We start from the raw sequence: 18123 nt of genomic DNA, 5'->3' as shown, positions 1-18123 counted from the left end.
TGAGCCCTTCCGATCTAGCCAAGGATCGTTGGTCCTAGTCATCCTGTTGTCTCATCCGCCGTCGCCGCGTCGCTGCAGGTCGGCGAGCCTCGTAACGAGGAGATGTAACACTGAGCGTACTTGAGTGCCTACCGATGTTGGTGTTAGCTCTCGAAAGACATGCAGCGACGAACATCCATGCCCTCTGTCGGTGGCCCGCCCCTGTCCGGCAAGCGCGACGATGCGCCGCCGTGGCGCTGACGCGGCCCGTTCGAGCCAGCTGACCGGAGGTGCCAGTGGTTCCACGCTTCGCGCCGGTGCGGGATGACGACCAGGCAGACGTACACCGGGGCCTCGCCGCCCTCGTGGACGCCGCGCACGATCTTGCTGTCCCCACTGATCTGGAGAGTCTGTTACCGGTGGTCGCGCGGCAGGCGCGGCGGCTTCTCGGTCTGTCGCTCGCGTTCGTCGGTGTGCTCGATGACAAGCAGGCCGCGCTCACCATCCGCGCCGTCGACGGTCTCGCCTCGGGCCTCGCACCGGGGTTCCGGATACCGCGCGACGACGGCCTGGCCGCCGCCGCACTCGCCGGCCCGGGCCCGCAGTGGACGGCCGACGCGGCCGACGCGTTCAGCGAGACCGGGCCGGTATGCGGGGCATGGGACAGCCCCGGCGGGCCCGGGGAGACCACGCCGGGGCGGCCGGCGGACACGGTCGGCGCGGCCGCGGCGACCATGCCCGGGTGGACCGCCGGCACCGCCGAGGACCGCGGCGATCCGCTCGCCGGGCTGGTCCGGGCCGAGGGGCTGCGCGCGGTGATCGCCGTCCGGCTCGGCCACGGCACCGGACGCTTCGGCAAACGCCCGTTCGGGGTGCTCTACGCCGCCGACCGGCGGGCGCGGCCGTTCACCGCGGACGAGTGCGCCCTGCTCGGCTCGCTCGCCGAGCTCGCCGGGGCCGCGATCGAGAAGGCCCGGCTGTTTGACCGCACCGTCGCCCGGCTGTCGGGGTTGGAGAACACCACCGCCCGCACCGCCGCCGATCTGGGACGCGTCCGCGAGCTCGGCGCCGTGCACCGGGCCCTCGTCGACCTCGCCGTGTCCGGCGACCCGCAGGAGCTCGTCGACGAGGCGGGCCGGCGCCTGGGCGGTGCGGTCCGGCTGTACGACGCGGACGGCCGGGCCCTGGCCACGACCCGCGGGCCGGCACGGACGGCATGGCCGGACGAGGACGAGCCGCTCTGCCCGGACATGCCCGGACCCGCGGACCGTGAGCCGGTCGCGATCGGCCCGACGACCTGGCGGGTGCCGGTCGTCGCCGGGGATCGGCCGCTCGGCACGCTGCTCGTCCGCGCCGGGCGCGTCCTCAGCGGCGTCGAGCGGCAGGTGCTGCCGCTGATCGCGCAGGCCGCCGCCGTCGTACTGCGCCACCACGCCGGCAGCGCCGCCGAGGAGCACGCCCGCGAGGACCTCCTCGACGACCTGCTCGTCACGCCGCCGCGCCCGCGCCGGCGGCTCGACCGGGCCGCCCGCAGGCTCGGCGTCGACCTCGACCGGCCGCACGTCGTGCTCGTCGCCCGGCCCGAGGACGGCACCGCGGGCACCTCGCGCGATCCGGGGCAGCACCGCCCCGGCCGCCCCGGGATCTGGGCCGCCTCATACGCGCGGCGCACCGGCGGCCTCAGCGGCACGCCGGACGGGCACCTCGTGCTCGTGCTGCCCGGCACCGACCCCGGCGCGGCGGCCCGTACCGTCACCGGCGAGCTGTCGTCGCTGCTCGGCACGCCGGTCACCATCGGTGCCGCCGGCCCGGTCTGCGGCGCGGCGGCGCTCGCGGCCGGGCACCGGGAGGCGCTGCGCTGCCTCGACGCGCTCACCGCGCTGGACCTCACCGGCCGCGGCGCCTCCGGGCGCGAGCTGGGCTTCCTCGGGGTGCTGATGTCCGGCCGCAGCGGGGTCGACACGTTCGTCGACGCGGTCCTCGGCCCGGTCCTCGACCACGACCGCCGCCGGTTCACCGATCTCACCCGCACGCTCGACGCCTACTTCGAGGCAGGCGGCAGCCCGACCAACGCCGCGGAGCGGCTGCACGTCCATCCCAACACCGTGGCGCGGCGCCTGGAACGGGTGAAGGAACTGCTCGGCCCCGACTGGCAGCGGCCGGTGAAGGCACTGGACGTACAGCTCGCGCTGCGGCTCTTCCGGTTGCGCGACACGCTGTCCGGCGAGCCGCGCGGCCCGCGCCGGTGACCGGGGGCGCTCAGGACGGTGTGAGGACCACGCGGCGGCCGTGCAGCTCGCCCCGCTCGATCATGCGGTGGGCCTCCGCGGTCGCCGACAGCGGCAGGTCCACCGTCGCCCGCGGGCGCAGCCGCCCGGCCGCCAGCAGCCGGTTGATCGTCACCGCGGCCTCGGCCAGCTCGCCCGTGGTGGCGTGCGAGATGACAAACCCGGTGACGGTGCGGTCGTGCATGTAGAGCGCACCGGCCGGCAGCACCGGCCGGGCCGCGGCGCCGGCGAGCAGCACCACCCGTCCGCGGAACGCCAGCAGCTCGACCACGGTTGCGAGGTCGTTGCGCCCGGACGTGTCGAGGTGCAGGTCGATGCCGTCCGGGCAGGCCTTCGCGAGCCGGTCGGCCAGGTCCGGCGCGCGGTAGTCGAGGACCTCGTCGGCGCCGAGCCCGGCGCAGTACTCGGCGTCGTGCGCCGCGGCCGTCGCGACCACCCGTGCACCGGCCTGCGCCGCCAGCACGACCAGTGCCGAGCCGACGTTGCCGGCGGCGCCCTCGACGACCACCGTCTCGCCGGCCCGCAACCGCCCGTGGGTGAACAGGCCGAGATAGGCGGTACCGGCCGGGTGCACGACGGTCACCGCGTCGGCCGGCGCCACCCCGGCCGGCAGGCGGTACAGGCGCTCGACCGGCACGACGGCCTGCTCGGCCGCGGCGCCCTGCCGGCCCGCGTGGCCGAGGCTGTTGCACCAGACCGTGTCACCGGGCGCGAACCCGGCCGCGCCCGGTCCGGCCCGCACCACCGTGCCGACCAGGTCACGACTGACGACGAACGGCATCGGCAGCGGGGTGCGGAACAGCCCCGAGCGCACGAACGTGTCGACCGGGTTCACCGTAGTGGCGATCACGTCGACGAGGACGTCGGTGGGGCCTGGGACGGGGGGCGGCAGCTCGCCGTACCGGATAAGCTCCGGCGGCCCGAGCCGCTCGATGTAGGCGGCACGCATACCTGCGGATTCTGCCCTCCGCGGTGGCGCCGTTCAGCGGGCCGGGGCCGTTTCCGTCAAGTTCACTCGCTTACCCAAGGGTTGCCGGTCCTAGGTAAAACGGTCCGATTCTCAGTGCCCACCCATGGTGGGACGGTCGTCTTGTCCGGATTCCTCACACCCATCAGGAGTGACAACCATGCCACGCGCTGTGCGATTCGACCGGTTCGGCGGCACCGAGGTGCTGCAGGTCGAGGAGGTGGAGCAGCCCACGCCCTCGGCGGGCACCGTGCTCGTGCGGGTCCGGGCGACCGGGCTCAACCCGGTCGAGTCCGGCATCCGCGGCGGCTTCCTCGACAAGGTGTACCCCACCTCGTTCCCCGCGGGCCAGGGCCGCGACGTGGCCGGCGTGGTCGAGGAGGCCGGACCGGGCGTCACCGAGTTCGCCGCCGGCGACGAGGTCATCGGCTGGACTGATGAGCGCGGCGCCCAGGCCGAGCTGGTCCTCGTGCCGGTGGGCAACCTCACCCGCCGCCCGGCGCAGGTCCCGTGGGAGGTCGCCGGGGCGCTCTACACCGCCGGTGCCGCCGCGTATGCCTCGGTGCGTGCCGTCGCGGTCGGCGAGGGCGACACGGTGGTCGTCGCCAACGCCGCCGGCGGGGTCGGCTCGATCGCCGTCCAGCTCGCCGGTCACGCCGGTGCGACGGTCATCGGCCTGGCCGGCGAGGCGCACCACGACTGGCTGCGGCAGCACGGCGTGACGCCGGTCGCCTACGGCGACGGCGTCCTCGACCGGGTGCGGGCCGCGGCCGGCGACAAGATCGACGCGTTTGTCGACGCGTTCGGCGGCGACTACGTCGACCTCGCGCTTCAGCTGGGCGTCCAGCCGGACCGCATCAACACGCTCATCAACTTCGCGGCCGTCGCGCAGCACGGGGTGAAGGCCCAGGGCAACAACGACGCCTCCACCCCGGAGGTGCTCGCCGAGCTCGCCGACCTCGTCGCGAACGGCCGCCTGGAGGTCCCGGTGGAGGCGTCGTTCCCGCTGGAGCAGGTGGCCGATGCCTACCAGCTGCTGGAGCGCCGCCACACCCTCGGCAAGATCGTTCTGGTCGCGTAAGGAGACGGCATCATGACCGAACCACTAGACCCGTGGGGCATGGCCTGGGTGCACCAGGTGTACCGCCGGGAGCTGCGCCTGCTGGCCACGCTCGTCGCCGATGTGGCCGAGGGCGACCACGACCGCGCGGCCGTCGTCGGCGAGCACCTCACCGACATCACCGACTCCCTGCACGAGCACCACGTCGGCGAGGACAGCCTGCTCTGGCCGCTCCTGCTCGACCGGGCCGGCCCGCAGGCCGACCTCGTGCACCGCATGGAGAAGCAGCACGGCGAACTGCACGAGCTGCTGCGCGAGGTCGCGGAGCTGAACCCGCGCTGGCGGGAGAAGGCCGCCGCGGCCGACCGCGACCGGCTCGCCGGCATCGTGGACCGCGTGTCGGCGCTCACCGACGAGCACCTCACCGACGAGGAGCGCAACGTCCTGCCGCTGATCCGCCAGCACATCACGCCCGACGAGTGGCAGGCCTTCGAGGTGCGCGGCCGCGACTCGATCCCGCAGGAGAAGGCGCTCGTCTTCCTCGGTATAGGCCTCGAGGACGCCACCCCGCACGAGCGGGAGAAGCTCGTCGGCGGCCTGCCCCCGGAGGTCCTGCAGTTCTGGGAGGGACCGGGGGGGCAGCAGTACGCGCAGTGGCGCGCCGGACTGCTCGGCACGGCCTGACGATGGCGGTCCGGCTCAACCACACGTTTGTGCATGCCCGGGACGCCCGGCGGTCCGCCCGTGAGCTGGCGGACACGCTCGGGCTGCCCGAGCCGGGATGGTCCGGGCCGTTCCCCGCGGTACGGCTCGACGGCGGCGTCCTGCTCGAATTCGTTCAGGTCGACGAGGTGACCACGCAGCACTTCGCCTTCGAGGTCACCGCCGCCGAGTTCGACGCGATCCTCGGTCGCGTGCGCGACGCGGGCCGGCCGTTCTGGGCCGGCCCGCTGCACCACGGCCCCGGCGCCGTCAACACCTGGGGCGGCGGGCGCGGCTTCTACTTCGACAGCGTCGACGGCCACGCCTTCGAGGTGATGACCCGTCCCGGCGGCGGCGCCGACAGCCCGCAGCAGCTCGTCGAGCTCGTCGAGCGCGCGTACAACGCCGGTGACGCGGAGGCCGCGTTGCGGCTGTTCGAGTCCGGCGCGGTGCTCGCGCCGCGGCCCGGCGAGCCGGTCACCGGTGCGCAGCTGCGCCGCTCGATCACCGGCTTCCTCGGCCAGGTCCGGCACATGGAGATCCGGATCCGGCACGTCTACGAGGCCGACGGGATCGCGCTGCTCGTCACTGACCACACCACCGAGATCGCCGCGGCGGACGGCGATCCGATCCGGGTCGGCGGCACCGCCACCGACGTTGCCCGCCGCGGCCCGGACGGCCGGTGGCGATACCTGCTCGACAACCCTTCCGGCACCGACCGTTGAAAGGTCCACGATGGACACCGTTACGCCGCGACGGGCCGGCCTCGTGCTCGCCCTCCTCGGCCTCGCCCAGCTCATCACCTCGATCGACTACAACATCGTCTACGTCGCGCTGCCGGAGATCGGCGCCGACCTCGGCTTCTCCACGCAGAACCTCCAGTGGGTGGTGAGCGCCTACGCGGTCGCGTTCGGCGGCTTCCTGCTCCTCGGCGGTCGCGCCGCCGACCTCGTGGGGCGCCGCCGTGTCTTCGTCGCCGGCCTCGCGCTCTACGCCGCGTCCTCACTCGTCGGCGGCCTCGCCGGTCACCCCGGGCTGCTCATCGCCGCCCGCGCCGCGCAGGGCCTCGGCGGCGCGTTGCTGTTCCCCGCGACGCTGTCGCTCGTGGTCACCTCGTTCGATGAGGGCCGCGAGCGTAACCGGGCGTTCTCGGTGTGGGCCGCGGCCGGCGCCGGCGGCATGGTCCTCGGCTCGCTGCTCGGCGGCGTGCTCACCCAGGCGTTCGGGTGGGAGGCGGTGTTCTTCGTCAACGTCCCGCTCGCCGGGGTCGCCATCGCGCTGGCGTACACGCTGCTGCCCGCCGACGGCGCGCGCGTCACCGGCCGCGGGTTCGACCTGCCCGGCGCCGTCACCGCCACCGTCGGCGTGACCCTGGTCGTCTTCACGCTGGTCCAGGGCCCGGTCCTCGGCTGGACGTCGCCGCTGCTGCTGGCCTGCGCCGCCGGCGGCATCGTGCTGCTGGTCGCGTTCGTCGCGATCGAGGCGCGCACCGCTTCGCCGCTGATGCCGCTGCGGCTGTTCCGCAACCGCAACCTCAGCACCGGCGTGAGCGTGACGCTGCTGTTCATGGCGACCTTCGGGACCTTGCTGTACTTCCTGACCGTCCACTTCCAGCAGGTGCTGGGCTACAGCGCGCTGCAGACCGGGCTGGCCTACGTGGTGCCGATGGGCGCCGGCGCGGTGGGCTCGATGCTGGGCGGGCGGCTCGCGACCCGGTTCGGCAACCGGGCGACGCTGGTCACCAGCCTCGCGGTCGGCGTCGTGTCGACCGTCGCGCTCGGCTTCGGCATCGGCGCCGGTGGGTCATACCTCGCGCTGCTGCCGGCGATGGTGGTGCTCAACGTCGCGCAGGGCGTCATCTTCACCACGATGTTCGCCGCGGCCACGACCGGCACCGCCCTGTTCGACCAGGGCATCGCCTCGGGCATCGTCTCGACCGGGCAGCAGGTCGGCTCGGCCGTCGGGCTGGCGGCGCTGGTCGCCGTCGCCAACGCCGGCACGGCCGGGCTGACCGGCACGCAGCTGCACGACGCCACCGTCTCCGGTCTGCGCACCGCGGTGCTGGTGGCGGCGGCCGGCATGGTCGTGACCATCCTGGTGGCGCTGAACTTCCGCCGCGAGCCCGCGCGGGCGGAGGAGCCGGCGCTCGCCTCGACCTGACGCGCGCCTGCCGGGTGCGGACGTTCCCGCGACGTCCGCACCCGCGGTGCGCTTCAGGCTTGCTCGTCGTCGAAGTCGGCGACCATCGGCTCCGGGGCGCACAGGCTAACCGCCGTGGGCCGGGCGAACGCCGTCAGGGCGCGGTGGCCCGGTCGCCGGCCGAGCCGTGGTGGGGCACACGACGACGGAAGCGTCCGGCCGCCGTGGCAGCCGAAGGCTTCCGTCGATCACGGCCCGGACGGCCTCCGTCACCGCTCAGAGCGGATGACCGTCTTCGTCCGCATGAGGAACTCGCCCAGGTAGGCGTCGTGCGGCACGCCCGGCCGCTGCCAGTAGGTCGTGTGGTCGCCGACGAAGACGTTGCTGATCGTCGGCTCGTCGAGCAGGTCACCGACGAGCGCCTCGTCGTCGGTGAAGACGGTCAGCACCAGCGAGTCGCGCAACGGGGCCAGGCCGTCGGCCGGCGACCACGGCGCGACCCAGACGCACGGGAACGGCAGCTCCACCCGCGTCTGGGGGGCGTCCGCCCGGTCGACCTGGTGCACCGCCGGGCGCAGCGCGGCGCTGCCGTCGCCGAGTTCCTCGACGATGCCGTCCCCGCCGAGCCAGGCCGTGGTACCGCGGGCCTGATTGAGCAGGAACGCCTCCAGCGCGCGGGCGCCGTCGACCGGCTGCACCGGCAGCACCGACTTGTCGCTGTCCGGCGGCAGGACCGGCAGCGCCGCGAGTCGCTCCGCGATCGCCCGCGCCAGCGGCGCCGGGTCGCCGTCCACCAGGACCGCGGTGGCGTTGATGCACGCCACGCCACCCTGGTGGCTGATCGAGTCGACGATGGTGTCGAGGTGTGCCCGCCAGTCGACCCCGGCGGTCAGCAGGATCTTCGACCGGCCCGGGCCCTGCGGCAGGATCCGGGAGCCGGTCGCGTACTTGCGCACGACGTCGTCGCCGCCGTAGACGAGCCCGAGGTCGGCGCCGTGCAGCATCTCGTCCGCGGCGTCGTGGTCGGTCGGCAGCAGCACCACCTGGTCGTCGCCGAACCCGGCGGCCCGCAGCGCGGTGACGAGCCGATGCGGGGTGAGCGGCTCGCGGCGCGACGGGCGGACCGCCACCCGGTAGCCAAGGGCCAGCGCCTCCAGCCACACCGAGTGCGGGCCGGGGTGGTTCCCGGCGGCGTGCACGGCGAACACGTCGCCGCGGCGGGTCCACACCGCGTTGCCCCGCAGCGTCTGCGGTGCGCGCCAGTCGGCGACCGCGCCCTCGGGGCGGGACAGCCCGGTCGTCTCGCCCGCGAGTGTGGCAGCCTCGGCGATGGCGGCGGTCGCGGCCCGGACGACCGGCAGCGGCACGCCGGAGACGCGGCTGACGGTCCGCTCGTAGTCCGCGAAGGACAGCCCGGCGATCTCGTCGCCGGTGAACCGCTCCGCCGCCTCGGCGAGCGCCGTGATCCGCCGCTCGTAGGGCAGCGGCCGGGCGGCCCGCAGCGTGGCCAGCGACCGGGTCACGAACAGCCGCGGCACCAGGCTCAGCGCCACAGCGGGCGCGCCGGTGACGTCCGGCACGGTCAGCCGCTTGCGCGCCCGGTAGCCCCCGTTGGGGCCGAGCGCGTCGATCTCGACCAGCGCCATCAGTACACCCCCTCGATGACCGTCTCGTCGTCGAAGCGCGCCACCGGGGCCACGTCCGCCACCGAGTCGCCGACCTGCCCGGCGGGCGGGGCGATCCGCGTCGCGTAGTCGCGCTCCAGGTTGTTGGGCAGGAACAGGCTCTTGCTCACGTGGTTCATGACGACCTGGCCGCGCTCGCCGTAGGGCACCGTCGCGCCGGTCTCGGGGTCGACGACGCGAAACGTCATGTGCGGCGAGAACGGGTCGTAGACGCACGGGTCGTCGTCGGTCAGGCCGGGCCTCTCGCTGGCGTTGCCGAGGATCATCGTGCTGCCGAAGCCGCTGTAGAGCACCACGTCGGGGAAGACCTCGGTGCGGTAGAGGTGCCGGGTGTCCGGGTCCATCTGGGTGCCGACCCAGTTGATCGCGCGAACCTTGTCGTTGACGAGCTTCACGAGGTCGTCGCGGCGGGCGAGCCGCTCCAGCACCGGCGGCGTGATCATCAGCACCCCGACGTCCTGGCTCTGCAGCACGTAGGAGACCTGCTCGACGAGGTGCTCGCCGTAGGCGGCCGCCTCGTCGGTCTTGCCGGCGGCGATGAGCCGCTTGACCCAGCGCGGGTCGAGGTCGACCGAGAACGCGAGCCCGCCCCGGAACGCGGCCTGCCGCGCGATGATCGGGCCGACCATGTGCGGGCCGGACGGCACGACCGAGAGCCAGTTGACATCCTGTGGGACGCCGTGCCGGTCGAGGTCGGCGCTGCTCCACGCCAGCAGCCGGTCCAGCCAGTCGCGCAGCAGCACGACCCGTTTCGGCGCGCCCGTGGTACCGCCGCTCTCGTAGATGCCGACGACGTCCGGTCGCGGCCCGTACCCGCGCGGGATCAGGTCCTCGACGCGGACCGTCCGCAACTCGTTGGCCAGATTGGGGAAGCGGTCCAGTTCGGCGAACGTCGTGATGTCGGCCAGCGGGTCGAAGCCGAGGCCCGCGGCCCGCTCCAGCCAGAACGGCGACCCCGTCTCGGGGGAGAAGTGCCAGCGCAGCGCCGCTCGCAGGTATTCGTCGGGGTCCGGCGGGGCGCCGGCGGGGTCGAACGGCAGGTCGAGGATCGGGTCGTCAGCATGTACCACTGCGAACTCCTGAAGTCAGTTGAGCGTGATGCCGGTGGTGCCGCCGGCCGGGATGAGCGGGTCACGGGGGAGCCGGTCGAGGTCGAAACCGAAATGCTTGCGATACGCGGCGAGGACCGCCGCGTCGTCGGTGAGGTCGGTGCGCACGCGCTCGCCGCCGGCGTCGATCGTCAGCCGCCGGCCCTTCAGCGTCACCCGTCCGTCCGCCGTGGGCAGTGAGCAGAACACGTCCTGCAGGAACGGCGAGTCCGGGCAGGTGCGCCACCACCACAGCGTCGGGCGGAAGTCGTCGAGGGCGGCGGGGCGGTCGTCGAGGCGGTACAGCGGCTTGTCGTCGAGCGTCACCTCCCCGTCCCGGACGTGGTACGTGCCGTGCGGATCCGGCTGGGCGGCCGCCGTCGAGAACCGCAGCGGCAGGCGGCTGTTGCGGCCGAACCCGGTGTCCACGAGCCACGGCTCACCGTCGACGGTGACACGCAGCGCGAGGTGGCAGTACGGCGGGCCGAGGCCGGTCGGGCGGTACACCCGGCCGGGCAGGATCTCGACCTCGTAGCCCAGGGTCGTCAGCAGCAGCCCGAACGCCGGGTTGGTCTCGTAGCAGCCGCCGCCGCGCCGGTCACGGACGATCTTGTCGATGACCGCGCCGCCGAGGTGGATCTCCTCGTCGAGGTGGTAGCCGAGGTTCTCGAACGGCACTGTGAGCACGTGCCGCTCCTGGAGGTGGCGCAGGCCGGCGAGGTCCGGTCCGGCGGGGCGGTGGGCGCCGATGCGGTGCAGGTACTCCTCGACGGTCTGTTCGTCGAGCATCAGGTGGTCCTTTCCGTGCGGGGCCAGCGCAGCAACGCGAACCCGGCCGACATGCCGCCGCCGAAGCCGGCCAGCAGCACGAGGTCGCCCTCGCGCAGGCGCTCGCGGGTGTGGTCGAGCGTCACCGGCAGCGACGCGGCGCCGGTGTTGCCGAACTCGGCGCCGGTCGCGGCGGTACGGTCGGCCGGCACGCCGACCGCCGCCGCGAGATCGGCGACGAGGTTGGGGTTGGCCTGGTGCGGCACGAACGACGCCAACTGGTCCGGTGCGACGCCGGCGTCGGCGAGGAACGCGCGGATCGCGGGCGCCACCGTGTCGAGCACGAAGTCGCGCACCGCGCGGCCCTCCATCGCGAAGTGGTGCAGCCCGGCGTCGATCGAGCCGACCGAGGCCGGGATGCGGCTGCCGCCGGCCGGCACGCGGATCAGCTGGTGCGCCTCGGCGAACGTGGCGAGCCGGCTCGCCACCACCGTGGGCCGCTCGCCCGGGCCGAGCACCACCGCGCCCGCGCCGTCGCCGAACAGCACCGCGGTCCGCCGGTCGGCCGGGTCGAGGATGCGGGAGTACACGTCGGCGCCGATGACGAGGGCGTGGCCGCCGGCCGCCCGCAGCAGGCGCTCCGCCGTGCCGAGGGCGAACACGAAGCCGCTGCAGACGGCGTTGAGGTCGAACGCCGCCGTGCCCGGCCCGACGCCGAGTTCGTCGGCGACGAGCGACGCGGTGGGCGGCTGCGGTGAGTCGGGCGTCGAGGTGGCCACGAGGACCAGCGACAGTTGCGCCGCGCGGATCCCGGCGTCCTCGAGCGCGGCGCGCCCGGCGGCCACGGCGAGGTCGGAGGTGGCCTCGTCGGGCTTGGCCCAGCGCCGCCGCCGGATGCCCGTCCGGGCTACGATCCACTCGGCGGTGACCCCGGCGGGGCCCGCGACGGCGGTGTTGTCGACGACGTGGGCCGGCAGGCACGATCCGGTGCCCAGCACGGCCACGGGTGGACCGGCGGTGTCGCGCAGCGTGAGCACGGTGCATTCCTTTCGGTCGGATTGGAAGCGGCGTGTGGTCCGGGCGGCTCGGGCTCGGCGAGCGCGTCGCGGGCCGGACCGGCGCGGCGATCAGCCGGCGCGGCGGAGGTTGTCCTCGGGTGCGGCGCCGTGCAGGGCGACGAGCGCGTGCGCGGCGGAGGCGAGCGTGATGTGCCGGTGCCAGCCGGCGAACGACCGGCCGGTGAAGTCGCGCAGTCCCACCCGGTCGCCGATCCCGATGAGGTCCGTGCCGACCCGCGCCGGAAGGCGCCCGAGCCGCACCAGGTCGGCGAGGCCGTGCCCGGTGCACGTGGTCAGCCACACCTCGCCCGGCCACCCCGGGCCGGGTCCGCCGACCCCGAGCAGCACCAGGTCGTCGGGGCGGCCCGGCCCGGGCAACCGGACGGTGCGGGTCGTGGCCAGCGCGGCACCGGCGCCGAACACCGGCCGGCGGGTGTGCCGGACCATCTCGAGCAGCTGCGCCGCGGGCAGCGCTCCGCCCGCGTGGCCGGGGATCGGCGCGTCCGGGCACAGCGGCGTCGCGCCGTCGATCCGGACCAGCACCGGTGCGCCGGCCGCCCGCAGCCGGCGGATCACGGCCGGCGCGTCGAGGTCCCGCGCGTCCAGCACCACCGGCAGCTCCCGGTCGGCGACCAGCTCCAGGTAGGTGTCGACCAGGCACTCGTCGACGGGCTGCGGCACCGCCGCGGCCGGGATCGCGGCCCGCCGGCGCCGGTCGGCGTCACCCAGCCAGGTCGCCGACAGGTGCAGGCGCCAGTGCACCGGGCTGCTCCAGCCCGGTGCGGCCGCCCACAGGCCCATCGCGTGCTGGGCGCTGAGGAACGACCCTCGGGTGTGGCAGTACCGGCGGCCGACGCCGACCGTGTGCTCACCCGCCTTCGGAATGATCATCGAGTGGACGACCCAGGCGAGCGGCGGCGCGGACCGCAGCAGGTGCTCGCGCAGCGCCCGGCGGACCGGCATCCAGTCCCAGGTCGAGTCGCTGACGAAGTGGTGCAGCCGCTGCTCGTTCGCGGCCCCGGCGATGTTGCGGATCGACTTGCGCCCTGACGTGCGCAGCAAGCCGTGGACGTACTCGACGCCGCGCCGCCGCTGGTCCTTGCGCGGCAGCCCGGCGAACAGCTCCCCGCACAGTTCGGCGACGGCCCGGTCGGCGTCGTCAGGCATCGTTCCCCCTCAACATCCACGGTGTGCGAGAAACACCGTGCCGGGGCAGGTGCGGCCCTGCCTAGGTGGCCGGACCACCGTGCTGCGCGGCGTGGCGGTGGTCAGGGCCGCACGTGACGTACTCCCGCGCCGCCCGTTGCCGCCGCAGCCGGGCCATGCCGACGATGGCGGCCGACAACGGCACTTCGCGAGGAGTACCAAGGCAATGACCAACGTTTCCGTCATCTTCTATTCCTCGACCGGCAACGTGTTCCGGCTCGCCGAGGCCGCAGCCGACGCGGCGACCAAGGCCGGCGCCGACGTCCGGCTGCGACGGATCCCCGAGCTGGTGGCCGAGCCCGCCGTCACCGACCGGGACGCGTGGCTACGGCACACCGAGGCCACCCGGGACGTCCCCGAGGCCACGCTCGACGATCTCGACTGGGCCGACGCGGTGCTGATCGGCGCACCGGTGCGGTTCGGCCTGCCGGCGCCGCAGCTCATGCACTTCCTCGACACGACCGCGCCGCTGTCGATCGGCGGCCGGCTCGCCGCGAAGGCCGTCGGCGCGTTCACCTCCGGTTCGGCACCGCACGGCGGCCAGGTGAGCACGATCCTGGCCCTGCACAACACGTTCTGCCACTGGGGCGCCGTGATCGTGCCGACCGGCTCCACCGACCCGGTGCTGTTCCGGCCGACCAACGGCAACCCGTACGGCGCGAGCAACGTCTCGCGCAACCAGCCCGGCAACGTCACCGACGACAACCTCGCCGCGGTGGAGTTCCAGACGCGGCGCACCCTCGCGGTCGCGGCGGCCCTCGTGGCGGGCACCGATGGATGACATCCTCGCCGACGTGCGGTCCCGCCCCGCCCGGCAGCAGCCGGACTGGGGCGATCCCGCCGGGCTCGCCGCCGCGCGCGAGACGCTGACGCGGCAGCCGGCGCTCGTGCGGCCGGCCGACGTCCTCGATCTGCGCGCCCGGCTCGCCCGGGTGGCGGCCGGCGAGGCGTACGTCGTGCAGGCCGGCGACTGCGCCGAGGACCCTGGTGAGTGCACGTACGGCGACGTCACCCGCAAGGCCGGCCTCATCGACATGCTCGCCGGCGCTCTGCAGCTCGACACCGGCCGGCCCGTCCTGCGCGTCGGGCGGCTCGCCGGCCAGCTCGCCAAGCCGCGCAGCCGCGACACCGAGGTCGTCGGCGGCCAGGAGCTGCCGGTCTACCGCGGGCACCTGATCAACGGCCCCGAGCCGGACCCGGAGCGCCGCCGGCCCGACCCGGCGCGGCTCGTCGCCGGCTACCACACCGCCCGCGACGTGCTCGCGCACCTCGGCTGGCAGGCCCGCCCGGGCACGCCGCGGCTCACGCCGCCCACCTGGGCCAGCCACGAGGCGCTCCTGCTGGACTACGAGCTGCCCCAGCTGCGCCGCACCGCGACCGGCCGGCTGCTGCTCGCCTCCACGCACTGGCCGTGGATCGGCGAGCGGACCCGGCAGCTCGACGGCGCCCACGTCGCGCTGCTGGCCGCGGTCGTCAACCCGGTCGCCTGCAAGGTCGGTCCCGGCACCCGCGCCGAAGACCTGCTCGCGCTGTGCCAGCGCCTCGACCCGCACCGCGAGCCCGGCCGGCTGACGCTCATCGCGCGGCTCGGCGCCGACGCCATCGACGAGCGCCTGCCGGTGCTCGCCGCGGCCGTCCACGCCGCCGGACACCCGGTCGTGTGGCTCGTCGACCCGATGCACGGCAACACGGTCACCACCCCGCACGGGCTGAAGACCAGATTCCTGGAGACCGTCCTGCGCGAGGTGCGCTCCTTCCAGTGCACGGTCCGCGAGGCGGGCGGCGTCGCGGGCGGCCTGCACCTGGAGACCACACCCGACGACGTGACCGAGTGCGTCGCGGACGCCTCGTGCGCCGATCGCGTCGGCGACAAGTACACCACCCTGTGCGATCCGCGGCTCAACCCATCGCAGGCCATGTCCGTCATCGCGGCATGGAGCGGCTGAGGAGGTTCCTGTGCACGACAAGATCGCCCTGGTGACCGGGGCCGCCGGCGGCATCGGCGCCGCCGTGGTCAAGGCGCTCGCCGGTCAAGGCGTGCTCGTCGCCGCCGTCGACCGCGACGCCGATCGGCTCGCCGCCGCGGTGGCCGGACTCACCGCCGAGGGCCTGCGGGTGCTCGCGATCCCGGCCGACGTGACCCGCCGTGATGAGGTCGAGGCCGCCGTCGACCTGGTCGAGCGGCGCGACGGCCCCATCGACTACCTCGTCAACGCCGCCGGGGTGCTCCGCCTCGCGGACGCGGCCCGGCTCACCGACGACGACTGGTCGGCGACGTTCGCGGTCAACACCACCGGCGTGTTCGTCGTCTCGCGCGCGGTGGTCAACCGCATGGTCCCGCGCGGGCGCGGCGCGATCGTCACCGTGGCCTCCAACGCCGCCGAGACGCCGCGGCAGGGGATGGCCGCCTACGCCGCGTCCAAGGCCGCTGCCACGATGTTCACCAAGTGCCTCGGCCTCGAGGTCGCGGGCCACGGCATCCGGTGCAACCTCGTCGCGCCCGGCTCCACCGACACCCCGATGCTGCACGGCATGTGGCCGGACGAGAGCGCGCGCCGCGCCACCATCGACGGCCGGCTCGACGCCTACCGCGTCGGCATCCCGCTGCGGAAGATCGCCAGCCCGGACGACGTGGCCGACGCCGTGGTCTTCCTGCTGTCCGACCGGGCCGGACACATCACGATGCACGCGCTGACCGTCGACGGCGGCGCCGCGCTCGGCGTCTAGGAGAGAGCATGTCACTGGCCCCGATCCAGCCCTACCCGCTGCCCACGGCGGCGGACCTGCCCGCGAACACCGCGACCTGGAAGCCCGATCCGAGCCGTGCCGTCCTGCTGATCCACGACATGCAACGGTACTTCCTGAGGCCCTTCGCCGACGCGTTCCGTCGCGAGCTCGTCGGCAACGTGGCCCGCCTGCGGCACTCGTCCGGCCTGCCGGTGGCGTACACCGCGCAGCCCGGCGGCATGACCCCGCAGGACCGCGGGCTGCTCGCCGACTTCTGGGGCCCCGGCATGCGCCTGACGCCCGCCGACCGGGAGATCGAGCCGCAGCTGGCGCCGGAGCCGGACGACTGGGTGTTCACGAAGTGGCGCTACAGCGCGTTCTTCCGCTCCGACCTGCTGGAACGGATGCGGGCCGCCGGCCGCGACCAGCTCGTCGTGTGCGGCGTCTACGCGCACGTCGGGATCCTCGCCACGCTCGTCGAGGCGTTCACCAACGACATCCAGCCGTTCCTCGTCGCCGACGCGGTCGGCGACTTCTCCGCCGAGGACCACCGCCTCGCCGTCGACTACGCGGCGCGCCGCTGCGCGGTCGTCACCACCACGGCGCGACTGCTGGTCGGGGCCGGTGTGTGATGGAGCCGTTCGCGCTGCTGCATCGTCCGTCCTGCGTGGACGGTGTCGAGGTCCTCACCGGCTCACTGTCCACAGTGGGCGATCTCGCGTCGGTACCGCCGGCGCCGGTCCTCGTGCTCGTGCCGTTCCGGCAGGTCGCCGAGCGCGGCTACGAGTGCGTCGACGACGGCGCGCCCCTGCTCGCCCTGCGGATCGCCACCCGGTCGGTACTACCGTTGTCCCTGGCCGGCGCGCTGCTGCCGGACCTGCCGGTGCCGCTGTCGGACGGGCGCTTCGACGGCGGCCGTTACGACGACACCGTGCGCCGTGTCGTCGCCGACGAGATCGGCACGGGTGAAGGGGCCAACTTCGTCATCCGCCGCTCGTTCGTCGCCGACGTCGAGGACTACGAGCTGGCCCACGCGCTGTCGTGCTTCCGCCGGCTGCTGCTCGGCGAGTCCGGCGCGTACTGGACGTTCCTCATCCACACCGGCGACCGCACGTTCGTCGGCGCCACCCCGGAACGCCACATCAGCGTCCAGGACGGCGAGGCGGTGATGAACCCGATCAGTGGCACGTTCCGATACGGCCCGTCCGGCCCCACCGTGTCCGGCCTGCTCGACTTCCTCGCCGACCGCAAGGAGACCGACGAGCTGGCCATGGTCCTCGACGAGGAGCTGAAGATGATGGCCCGCATCTGCCCGGAGGGCGGCCGGGTCGACGGCCCGTACCTGCGGCAGATGACCCGGCTCGCCCACACCGAGTACTTCATCCGCGGCCGCACCTCGCTGGACCCGCGCGAGATCCTGCGCGAGACGCTGTTCGCCCCGACCGTCGTCGGCAGCCCGCTGGAGAACGCGTGCCGGGTCATCGCGCGGCACGAACAGCAGGGCCGTGGCTACTACAGCGGCGTCGCCGCGCTGATCGACGGGGACGAGCTGGACTCGGCCATCCTCATCCGGACCGCCGAGATCACCCGGGACGGGCGGCTGAGCATCGGAGTCGGCGCCACGCTCGTGCGGCACTCGGACCCGGCGGCCGAGGTCGCCGAGACCGAGGCGAAGGCGTCGGCCCTGCTGGCCGCGCTGCGCGGGTCCGCCGTCGCGGCCACTCCTGCTGGAGCCGCCGCTGCCGGGGGCGTGCCCGACTTCTCGGAGCACCACCGGGTCCGGGCAGCCCTCGCCCGGCGCAACATCGGCCTGGCGGGGTTCTGGCTCACGGGCGCCGCCAAACGTTCGGCGGCGCCCGTGCCCGGCCACCGGGTGCTGGTGGTGGACGCCGAGGACACCTTCACCCGGATGCTCTCCCTGCAACTGGGCTCGCTGGGCCTTGAGGTGACGGTGCGGCGATACGACGAGCCGTACACGCTCGACGACCACGACCTGGTCGTCCTCGGCCCGGGCCCGGGCGACCCGAGCGACATGGCCCACCCGAAGATCGCCCACCTGCGATCCACAGTGGACACGCTGCTCTCCCGGCGGCGGCCGGTGCTGGCGGTGTGCCTGAGCCATCAGGTGCTGAGCGCCCGGCTGGGCCTGCGCGTCGCCCGCCGCCCGGCGCCCAACCAGGGCCTCCAGCGCCGCGTCGACCTCTTCGGCCGGCCCGAGCTGGTCGGCTTTTACAACACCTTCGCGGCGTACAGCGACGACGACAAGGTGGAGCTGCCGGGCGGCGGCGTCGCAGAAATCAGCCGTGACGCCGACACCGGCGAGGTGCACGCACTGCGCTCACCATGGTTCGCGTCGATGCAGTTCCACCCCGAGTCGGTGCTGACCCACAACGGCGTTCCCATCCTGGCGGACTTGCTGACCCCCCTCCTTCGCACCTGAGGTTTGTCATACGTGG

17 protein-coding genes are annotated in these 18123 nt (G+C 74.1%); 10 read left to right on the top strand and 7 right to left on the bottom strand.

All coding sequences use genetic code 11. The features are described from left to right. The first annotated feature begins 296 nt into the window (after positions 1-296). Positions 297-2228, top strand: coding sequence for a helix-turn-helix domain-containing protein (locus tag AB0367_RS04775; protein ID WP_366224813.1), 1932 nt, complete (start codon positions 297-299; stop codon positions 2226-2228). A 10-nt stretch (positions 2229-2238) separates the two neighbouring features. Here the strand turns inward: AB0367_RS04775 and AB0367_RS04770 are convergent, their stop codons facing one another. Next, positions 2239-3216 carry an NADPH:quinone reductase gene (locus AB0367_RS04770; RefSeq protein ID WP_366224812.1) on the bottom strand — a complete coding sequence of 326 codons (978 nt, stop codon included), beginning with the start codon at positions 3214-3216 and terminating at the stop codon, positions 2239-2241. A 178-nt stretch (positions 3217-3394) separates the two neighbouring features. Here AB0367_RS04770 and AB0367_RS04765 point away from each other — a divergent pair, with 178 nt between their 5' ends. From AB0367_RS04765 to AB0367_RS04750, 4 genes are read left to right on the top strand one after another with little or no spacing between them, the layout of a single operon-like run. Next, positions 3395-4315 carry an NADP-dependent oxidoreductase gene (locus tag AB0367_RS04765; protein ID WP_366224811.1) on the top strand — a complete coding sequence of 307 codons (921 nt, stop codon included), beginning with the start codon at positions 3395-3397 and terminating at the stop codon, positions 4313-4315. Positions 4316-4327: 12 nt separating this feature from the next. Next, positions 4328-4978 carry a hemerythrin domain-containing protein gene (locus tag AB0367_RS04760; RefSeq protein WP_366224810.1) on the top strand — a complete coding sequence of 217 codons (651 nt, stop codon included), beginning with the start codon at positions 4328-4330 and terminating at the stop codon, positions 4976-4978. A 2-nt stretch (positions 4979-4980) separates the two neighbouring features. Next, the gene (locus tag AB0367_RS04755) at positions 4981-5721 is read left to right on the top strand and encodes a DUF4440 domain-containing protein (protein ID WP_366224809.1); all 741 of its coding nucleotides are present in this window, start codon (positions 4981-4983) and stop codon (positions 5719-5721) included. Positions 5722-5731: 10 nt separating this feature from the next. Continuing rightward, complete coding sequence (locus AB0367_RS04750) at positions 5732-7156, top strand: MFS transporter (protein WP_366224808.1); 1425 nt, start codon at positions 5732-5734, stop codon at positions 7154-7156. A gap of 248 nt (positions 7157-7404) precedes the next feature. Here the strand turns inward: AB0367_RS04750 and AB0367_RS04745 are convergent, their stop codons facing one another. The 6 genes from AB0367_RS04745 to AB0367_RS04720 form a co-directional block, all read right to left on the bottom strand. Next, positions 7405-8781: an aldehyde dehydrogenase family protein gene (locus AB0367_RS04745; protein WP_366224807.1), complete on the bottom strand. Its 1377-nt coding sequence runs from the start codon at positions 8779-8781 to the stop codon at positions 7405-7407. Further along, positions 8781-9890: a hypothetical protein gene (locus tag AB0367_RS04740; protein ID WP_366224806.1), complete on the bottom strand. Its 1110-nt coding sequence runs from the start codon at positions 9888-9890 to the stop codon at positions 8781-8783. Before AB0367_RS04740 ends, AB0367_RS04745 begins: the two co-directional genes overlap by 1 nt. A 15-nt stretch (positions 9891-9905) precedes the next feature. Next, positions 9906-10697 (bottom strand): arylamine N-acetyltransferase, encoded by a 792-nt coding sequence (locus AB0367_RS04735; RefSeq protein ID WP_366224805.1) that lies wholly within the window; start codon positions 10695-10697, stop codon positions 9906-9908. Next, positions 10697-11713 carry a beta-ketoacyl-ACP synthase 3 gene (locus AB0367_RS04730; protein WP_366224804.1) on the bottom strand — a complete coding sequence of 339 codons (1017 nt, stop codon included), beginning with the start codon at positions 11711-11713 and terminating at the stop codon, positions 10697-10699. The genes AB0367_RS04735 and AB0367_RS04730 overlap by 1 nt, the downstream gene beginning before the upstream one ends. Before the next feature lie 90 nt (positions 11714-11803). Continuing rightward, positions 11804-12901, bottom strand: a complete 1098-nt coding sequence (locus AB0367_RS04725; RefSeq protein ID WP_366224803.1) for a transposase — start codon at positions 12899-12901, stop codon at positions 11804-11806. A gap of 61 nt (positions 12902-12962) precedes the next feature. Next, positions 12963-13085 (bottom strand): hypothetical protein, encoded by a 123-nt coding sequence (locus AB0367_RS04720; RefSeq protein ID WP_366224802.1) that lies wholly within the window; start codon positions 13083-13085, stop codon positions 12963-12965. Positions 13086-13106: 21 nt separating this feature from the next. Between AB0367_RS04720 and AB0367_RS04715 the strand changes: the two genes are divergently transcribed. The 5 genes from AB0367_RS04715 to AB0367_RS04695 are packed head-to-tail and all read left to right on the top strand — an operon-like array spanning position 13107 to position 18107. After that, positions 13107-13721 carry an NAD(P)H-dependent oxidoreductase gene (locus AB0367_RS04715; protein WP_366224801.1) on the top strand — a complete coding sequence of 205 codons (615 nt, stop codon included), beginning with the start codon at positions 13107-13109 and terminating at the stop codon, positions 13719-13721. Continuing rightward, positions 13714-14886, top strand: coding sequence for a 3-deoxy-7-phosphoheptulonate synthase (locus tag AB0367_RS04710; RefSeq protein WP_366224800.1), 1173 nt, complete (start codon positions 13714-13716; stop codon positions 14884-14886). Before AB0367_RS04715 ends, AB0367_RS04710 begins: the two co-directional genes overlap by 8 nt. A gap of 10 nt (positions 14887-14896) precedes the next feature. Continuing rightward, the gene (locus tag AB0367_RS04705; RefSeq protein WP_366224799.1) at positions 14897-15667 is read left to right on the top strand and encodes a 2,3-dihydro-2,3-dihydroxybenzoate dehydrogenase; all 771 of its coding nucleotides are present in this window, start codon (positions 14897-14899) and stop codon (positions 15665-15667) included. Positions 15668-15675: 8 nt separating this feature from the next. Next, entirely contained in the window at positions 15676-16299 is a 624-nt protein-coding gene (locus tag AB0367_RS04700; protein ID WP_366224798.1) for an isochorismatase family protein, read from the top strand. Then, positions 16299-18107 (top strand): anthranilate synthase family protein, encoded by a 1809-nt coding sequence (locus AB0367_RS04695; protein ID WP_366224797.1) that lies wholly within the window; start codon positions 16299-16301, stop codon positions 18105-18107. The genes AB0367_RS04700 and AB0367_RS04695 overlap by 1 nt, the downstream gene beginning before the upstream one ends. The last annotated feature ends 16 nt before the right edge of the window (positions 18108-18123 follow it).

Source organism: Dactylosporangium sp. NPDC051484 (assembly GCF_040689395.1).
Lineage (GTDB): Bacteria > Actinomycetota > Actinomycetes > Mycobacteriales > Micromonosporaceae > Dactylosporangium.
Note: the sequence above shows the minus strand (reverse complement) of the source record. Positions and strands in the feature narration are given on the sequence as shown.